Source organism: Aetokthonos hydrillicola CCALA 1050, assembly GCF_017591665.1.
GTDB classification, from domain to species: domain Bacteria; phylum Cyanobacteriota; class Cyanobacteriia; order Cyanobacteriales; family Nostocaceae; genus Aetokthonos; species Aetokthonos hydrillicola.
Window position 1 is genome coordinate 111,450 of record NZ_JAAKGC010000019.1, and the last position, 6,202, is coordinate 117,651.

A 6,202-nucleotide genomic window follows, 5' to 3' on the forward strand; every position below is an offset into this window, starting at 1 on the left:
TGAGCAATTATCTATGAGTATTTTTTTTGAAACTATACTAAACTGTTCTGCGATTAAAGGAGTACCACAGAAAAATAGCAATTAGTGAACCTACTACAGCTAATGCTAATCCAGCAATACTAAAAGTAGGTGCTGCTATAGCTAACTGCCCAGTGGTCAAAAGTATACCCAGTGTTCCGCCAATAAATGCGCCAATAATACCTAGAACGATTGTCGCAATAATTCCCCCACCTTGATAACCGGGATAAATAGCTTTAGCGATCGCGCCTGCAAGAAGACCTAATACTAACCAAGCAAGAAGATTCATTCTGTTAACTTCCTTTTGTTTAATCCATTGTGTTTACTGACATTATTAATTTATTTTGTATAACCAGGTACGCACATCTTTCATCAGAAATAAGTTGGCCAATTCTTAAGGTATAGAACCATAAGATTTATAGTTAAACCCTAATAATTCAGTCCTAAAGAGTAAAATTGCGTATGCATTAGACACAGGGTGCCTTTCCTATGCCCCATGCCCCATGCCCAAACTCACTTTCTTGCCTGTATCACCTGTAAACTTCCACCCGCGTACAACCTGTGGTTATTTACTTCAAACCCTATCTCCCTCAATAAACTAACCAAATCGGTTTTTATGAGTTGCCAAGCCGTCTCCGTTTCAAACAACAGCAAAAACAGTGATATAGCAGGCCAGAATATTGGATTAGTAGGAGCATGAAAATCGACCAATGTGAATACTCCGCCCTGCTTCAATACCCTGTAGACTTCCTGAATAATTTTTCGCAATTGCTGTTGCTCCATTTCATGAAGTCCTACGCTAATGTGGACTATATCAAACAAGTTATCCGCAAAAGGCATTTCTTCAGCGAAGGCTTCTACGTACTCCGCTTGGGGGACATTTTCTCGTGCCCGTTTTAAAGATAAGGGAGAGGCGTCTAGTCCTGTTACATTTTGTGAAGACTTCACTAAAAATTGAGTCGCTTGTCCACAACCGCAGCACAAATCTAAAATTTTGGTGTCTGAGTCAATTTTTAAGTCATGTAAAGCTAAATTACGAAAATTAGCCTCTCCGCCTACATTTAAAGCCGCTAGACGCGCGATTCCATCGTAGAACCACTGGTAGCGATAACTTAAATCTCTAAAAATTGTTGCCACTGCTTCCTTCCTTAAGTTTGTTATTTAAAGATATATTGTTAACATTAGTAAAAAAGCTGAAAAGGTTGGGGGAATAGTACTGTTATGGGTCGTGTAGGCGTCTTATTACTCAATCTCGGTGGTCCAGATAGATTAGAGGATGTTGGACCATTTCTGTTTAACTTGTTTTCCGATCCGGAGATTATTCGCCTACCGTTTCCTTGGTTGCAAAGACCTCTAGCTTGGCTTATCTCCTCACGGCGCACTAAAAAGTCTCAAGAAAACTATAAGCAGATCGGGGGTGGTTCTCCACTGCGTCGGATCACCGAAGCTCAAGGAGAAGCCCTAAAAGAGCAACTGGGTGCTTTGGGACAAGAAGCCACTATCTACGTGGGAATGCGTTACTGGCATCCCTATACCGAAGAGGCGATCGCCAAGATTATCCAAGACAAAATAGAACACCTTGTTATTCTACCTCTTTATCCCCAATTTTCCATAAGCACCAGTGGCTCAAGCTTCCGATTATTAGAAAAACTGTGGAAAGAAAACACAAAACTTCAAAGCATCAATTACACCGTCATTCCTTCATGGCACAAGCAACAAGGCTACTTGCAAGCTATGGCGGATCTCATAGTACAGGAATTAAGTCAGATCGCCAATCCTGACGAAGCGCATATCTTTTTCAGTGCTCATGGGGTGCCCAAAAACTATGTTGAAGAAGCAGGCGATCCCTACGAGCAAGAGATCGAGGAATGCACTTATCTCATTATGCAAACCCTTAATCGACCGAATTTCTACACCTTAGCTTACCAAAGTCGCGTGGGTCCTGTAGAATGGCTACAACCTTATACGGAAGACGCCATCAAGGAACTAGGCACTAAAGGCACGAAAGATTTAGTTGTTGTGCCGATTAGTTTTGTCTCAGAACATATTGAGACACTGCAAGAAATTGATATTGAGTATCGGGAATTAGCAGAAGAAGCAGGAATTCACAACTTCCGTCGAGTACCCGCACTTAACACCAATCCAGTATTTATTAAAGCACTAGCAGACTTGGTTATTGATGCATTAGAAGCTCCTAGCCTCAAACTCTCCCAAGTCACGCAAATGAAGAAAAAGGTTAAAATATACCCACCGGAGAGATGGGAATGGGGTATGACTACCTCAGCAGAAGTATGGAATGGTCGCATCGCCATGCTAGGCTTTATTGCGTTGATCATCGAACTAGTGACTGGTCACGGTTTGCTGCACATGGTAGGGCTTTTATAGGTATGAATAACTTTAAGGAACTCTTTCGTGTCATCCTTGCAGTCTCTATAGTCATAGTAGGGGTGACGCATTTTCTCGTTCCAGATCAATACGCCAGAATTGTCCCCTCACAACTTCCCTCTCCTGTAGGGCTAGTTTATCTCAGCGGTTTTTATGAAATTTTAGGTGGTATTGGTTTATTAGTCCCACCAGTCAGCCAAGCTGCTGCATGGGGGCTAATAGCTCTTTTTATTGCTGTTTACCCAGCTAATATCAACATGGCAGTCAATCACATTAAGATTGACCATATACCAGATTCACACTTGTTACAGGCTATAAGACTCCCCTTCCAAGCAGTGTTTATTGCTTGGGCTTGGTGGTATACAAAACCAATAGACTTGGACAAACAAGCCTCCATCATTCCTAAATCTCTCATTTCTCAAGAAATGCAGGAATTAAAGTGACTGGATCCAAATAAAATGAATACATCAAAGACAGTACAGCAATTGCGGGCAGAATGGATAACACCAGAAAATTTCCGTCGCTATGGACAAGTGATTTTTCCTAGTAAAGACGGTAAATCCTTTGATGCAGAAGATGCTCAATTAGTACTAGATAAAGGTATTCCCCGCTTTTACATCATGCAACTGCAACGCAGAGGACGAAAATTCCATAAGATTACCCGTCATGTGCAATGCACTCAATGTCTCGGTTCTCTAGAAGGAAAGGACTGGCTCATGGCAGTGTGTCCTCCTAATAATAGTGCTAATGAACCAGAGATAGAAGACATTGCGGCTTTCCGCATCCCAGGGAATTGCTTTATCAAGCTAGAGATAGGTACTTGGCACGCGGGACCATACTTTGAGCATGAAAATGTGAGTTTCTATAATTTAGAATTAGGTGATACGAATGTAGTAGACCATTTTACTCATGACTTTTCACTAAGTCACAATCTAGAGTATGAAATGGTTTAGTCTCCCTTGGTGCTTCTACGTCAGGAACAGGTTCTATTTGGCATCAGTTGGTAGGGATGATGAAGCACAAAGTATACATTATGCTTGGTCTATATGTCCCAATGCTTGTTACTCCATTAGAGTTAATAGGAGCGGAAAATGATGTTGAAAGATGATCCAGCAATTGAGACAATAAGAGAAGCGCGACATTGCATATCTCAAGAGTACGGACACGATCCGCAGAAATTAGTGAATTATTACATCGAACTTCAAAAACAATATCAGCTGATAGATACCACAAAACAACAGCAATCTGAGTCTGTAGAAGCCTCTAGCAAAGTAGAGAAGATTTAAAAAGCCAGAAATTCCCAATCTGTACTGTTAGGCGCAATCTTTGATGCAGCAGGGTTGCTTTTCTGCATGACTCTAATTAGAAATCTTAGAGCCTCATTAACCGCATCGGAATCTGGAAATATCTTAGCAACATCTGGTTCTAGACGAACACGAGTCCCTCCGAAATTCTTGCGTTCAGAGCCTAGCCTTCTAACACGCAGACTCTTTAAATCATATAGCTACTATAACAACTTGATTAAATGACGGTTAGAAGAAGCCCGGAAACCAAGACGCTTATAAAATGCAACTGCACGATCATTGGATGGAGTTGCTTGTAGAGAAAGTCCTATTGATGAGCTACTCCGTGTTTTTTCTAACCACTCAAAAAAAGCAGTAGCAATACCATTACCCCGATAATCTTCCTGCACAAAAAGTTCATCTACCTCAAGAAAATCACCTCCATATTCATTACTCCAAAAGAAGACAACGATCGCGTAGCCCACAACTGTGTTGTCCTGTTCAAAAACTATAATTAGTCCTTTCTCAGGTTTATTGCTAAACTCCTTGAAAGTTCGATGGAATTTTTCAGAGTTCATTCCCATCTCTGGTGGATCTTCTTGGTAAAGAGAAAGTACATACTTTTGTACTATTACCAAGTCACTTTCAGAGCAGGTTCTAAAATTAAGACTCATCATCGTCTATATTTTCTCCTAATTCCCTCAAACGTGCAGCTAACCGTTCAGCCCGTTGGCGTTGTGCTTCTGCTCTTTGGTGTTCTGCTTCTGCTCGTTGGCGTTCTGCTTCCTCTGGTAGAAAAACTAAATTTCCCTCGCGGTCATAAAATCGTAACCAAGAAGCATTTTCTCGGCTGATCGTTCCTTCCCAGGTTCCCAACCAAAATCCCAGAGTTTCGCACCACAACCAACCTTGTTCATTAGCAACTAAAGGCTGATAGTGAAAATTTATATCTAAGCTCCATCCTTGTAAAGAAGTAGGATCAAAGGGGTCAAAAACGAAATAGTCCCTAGTCCTAAAAACTCTTTCATAAATATTTTTCTTCTCACGTAGATCAACATTTTTTGTTGAAGGAGACATCAATTCAACAATTACATCTGGATAGCGTCCGTCTTCGTCCCACACAACCCAACCTTGGCGAGAACGAGAGTCTTCAACGTTGAGAACCACAAAAAAATCTGGTCCCTTGAAATCCCGATTTCTTGCTTGGGTACGGCTATAGTAAATGAACATATTGCCACCTGCAAAGTAATCATTACGGTCTGTCCAGGCTTGTTCCAAAGACCGAATTAAAACATTCATTGCAATGCGGTGGCGGTTACTTTCCAAGGGTTCTCCATCGTCAAAAATTAAATCTGTAGGTGGTTCGGGCGGTTCCCAATCTGGGATATCAGCTCCTGATAGACTTTGATTTTGAACAGTATTAGGTGACATAGTATACCCTGATACGTTTAGTTTTTGGGTTACCTGATTCGATTGGCGTTATCGGCGCGATCGCAAAGTACTGCTGCCTAAAAGCGGATCGCCAATTCACTCATCTAAATTACCTGACTTTTGAGACACAGCATCTTTCTAATTTTAGAGTAATCCCTCAAAGGGCAGTAGTAAAGCTGATAGCTCAATATCTGATGGATAAAACACTCTATCAAGAGAGTTTGGGAAATATGACCAATAGGTATTGGGTTTAGATAGCACTTTACTTGTGTAGAATATTACGTTGTTAACTCTTCGACCGCGCCTAAAGCTTTGAGGGTGGTTTTTTCAGTTTCGGTTAAACCTATGACACCTGTAATGTTCATGCCCTCATAGGGTCTTTCAGTTATTAGGGTTTTGAGGCACTGACCTGTCTTAACATCCCAAAGCTTAAGCGTTTGATCACTACTAGAACTGGCAAGGGTTTGACCATCGGGACTGAACGCAACGGAACTTACCCAACTGGTGTGTCCTTGCAAAATGTTGCGGCATTTACCATTGTTGATATCCCACAGACGCACGGAAGAATCACCACTACCACTAGCAAGGGTTTGACCATCTGGACTGAAAGCGACTGAACGCACCAAACTAATGTGCCCTTCCAAAATGTTACGACATTCACCACTGTTAATATCCCACAAGCGTACTGAAAAGTCAGCACTAGCACTGGCAAGCGTTACTCCATCGGGACTGAAAGCGACTGAATTTACTACACTGGTGTGCCCTTGCAAAATCTTCAGGCATTCACCAGTGTGAACATCCCACAAGCGCACCGAAGAGTCACCACTACCACTAGCAAGCGTTGCCCCATCTGGACTGAAGGCAACTGAACGTACTAAACTGGTGTGGCCTTGAAAAATGCTGCTGCATTCACCACTTTTAATATCCCACAGACGCGCTGAGCAGTCTTCACTACCACTAGCAAGCGTTGCCCCATCTGGACTGAAGGCAACTGAACGTGCTAAACTAGTGTGCCCTTGCAAAATGCTGCGGCATTCACCACTGCGAATATCCCACAAGCGCACCCAAGAGTCAGCACCGCCACT

General features: G+C 42.1%; 9 protein-coding genes. 4 read left to right on the plus strand and 5 right to left on the minus strand.

Translation table 11 applies throughout. The features are described from left to right. Positions 1-37 precede the first annotated feature (37 nt). Together G4P69_RS12390 and G4P69_RS12395 are read right to left on the minus strand one after the other, a co-directional pair. Entirely contained in the window at positions 38-307 is a 270-nt protein-coding gene (locus G4P69_RS12390; protein WP_208343772.1) for a GlsB/YeaQ/YmgE family stress response membrane protein, read from the minus strand. A gap of 224 nt (positions 308-531) precedes the next feature. Further along, entirely contained in the window at positions 532-1,179 is a 648-nt protein-coding gene (locus G4P69_RS12395; protein WP_310833869.1) for a class I SAM-dependent methyltransferase, read from the minus strand. Positions 1,180-1,239: 60 nt separating this feature from the next. On the opposite strand from G4P69_RS12395, the gene hemH reads away from it, so the two are divergent. The 4 genes from hemH to G4P69_RS12415 all read left to right on the plus strand — a co-directional run bounded on the left by hemH (position 1,240) and on the right by G4P69_RS12415 (position 3,689). After that, positions 1,240-2,403 carry a ferrochelatase gene (hemH, locus tag G4P69_RS12400; protein WP_208343776.1) on the plus strand — a complete coding sequence of 388 codons (1,164 nt, stop codon included), beginning with the start codon at positions 1,240-1,242 and terminating at the stop codon, positions 2,401-2,403. Between the two features lie 2 nt (positions 2,404-2,405). Beyond that, complete coding sequence (locus G4P69_RS12405) at positions 2,406-2,846, plus strand: DoxX family protein (RefSeq protein ID WP_208343778.1); 441 nt, start codon at positions 2,406-2,408, stop codon at positions 2,844-2,846. Positions 2,847-2,861: 15 nt separating this feature from the next. Beyond that, on the plus strand, positions 2,862-3,356 hold the full coding sequence (locus G4P69_RS12410) for an ureidoglycolate lyase (RefSeq protein ID WP_208343780.1): 495 nt from the start codon (positions 2,862-2,864) through the stop codon (positions 3,354-3,356). A gap of 138 nt (positions 3,357-3,494) precedes the next feature. Beyond that, entirely contained in the window at positions 3,495-3,689 is a 195-nt protein-coding gene (locus G4P69_RS12415; RefSeq protein WP_208343781.1) for a hypothetical protein, read from the plus strand. A 221-nt stretch (positions 3,690-3,910) separates the two neighbouring features. Here the strand turns inward: G4P69_RS12415 and G4P69_RS12420 are convergent, their stop codons facing one another. From G4P69_RS12420 to G4P69_RS12430, 3 genes are all read right to left on the minus strand, one after another. Next, positions 3,911-4,363, minus strand: coding sequence for a GNAT family N-acetyltransferase (locus G4P69_RS12420; protein WP_208343782.1), 453 nt, complete (start codon positions 4,361-4,363; stop codon positions 3,911-3,913). Beyond that, entirely contained in the window at positions 4,350-5,117 is a 768-nt protein-coding gene (locus G4P69_RS12425; RefSeq protein WP_208343783.1) for a Uma2 family endonuclease, read from the minus strand. Before G4P69_RS12425 ends, G4P69_RS12420 begins: the two co-directional genes overlap by 14 nt. A gap of 278 nt (positions 5,118-5,395) precedes the next feature. Next, the coding region (locus G4P69_RS12430) for a WD40 repeat domain-containing protein (RefSeq protein WP_208350075.1) at positions 5,396-6,202 on the minus strand (807 nt) is incomplete at its 5' end.

What these genes read in the sequence shown, in the direction of transcription:
- G4P69_RS12390 (WP_208343772.1), bottom strand. Translation starts at nt 307, where the DNA reads ATGAATCTTCTTGCTTGGTTAGTATTAGGTCTTCTTGCAGGCGCGATC.
- hemH (WP_208343776.1), top strand. Translation starts at nt 1,240, where the DNA reads ATGGGTCGTGTAGGCGTCTTATTACTCAATCTCGGTGGTCCAGATAGA.
- G4P69_RS12405 (WP_208343778.1), top strand. Translation starts at nt 2,406, where the DNA reads ATGAATAACTTTAAGGAACTCTTTCGTGTCATCCTTGCAGTCTCTATA.
- G4P69_RS12410 (WP_208343780.1), top strand. Translation starts at nt 2,862, where the DNA reads ATGAATACATCAAAGACAGTACAGCAATTGCGGGCAGAATGGATAACA.
- G4P69_RS12415 (WP_208343781.1), top strand. Translation starts at nt 3,495, where the DNA reads ATGATGTTGAAAGATGATCCAGCAATTGAGACAATAAGAGAAGCGCGA.
- G4P69_RS12420 (WP_208343782.1), bottom strand. Translation starts at nt 4,363, where the DNA reads ATGATGAGTCTTAATTTTAGAACCTGCTCTGAAAGTGACTTGGTAATA.
- G4P69_RS12425 (WP_208343783.1), bottom strand. Translation starts at nt 5,117, where the DNA reads ATGTCACCTAATACTGTTCAAAATCAAAGTCTATCAGGAGCTGATATC.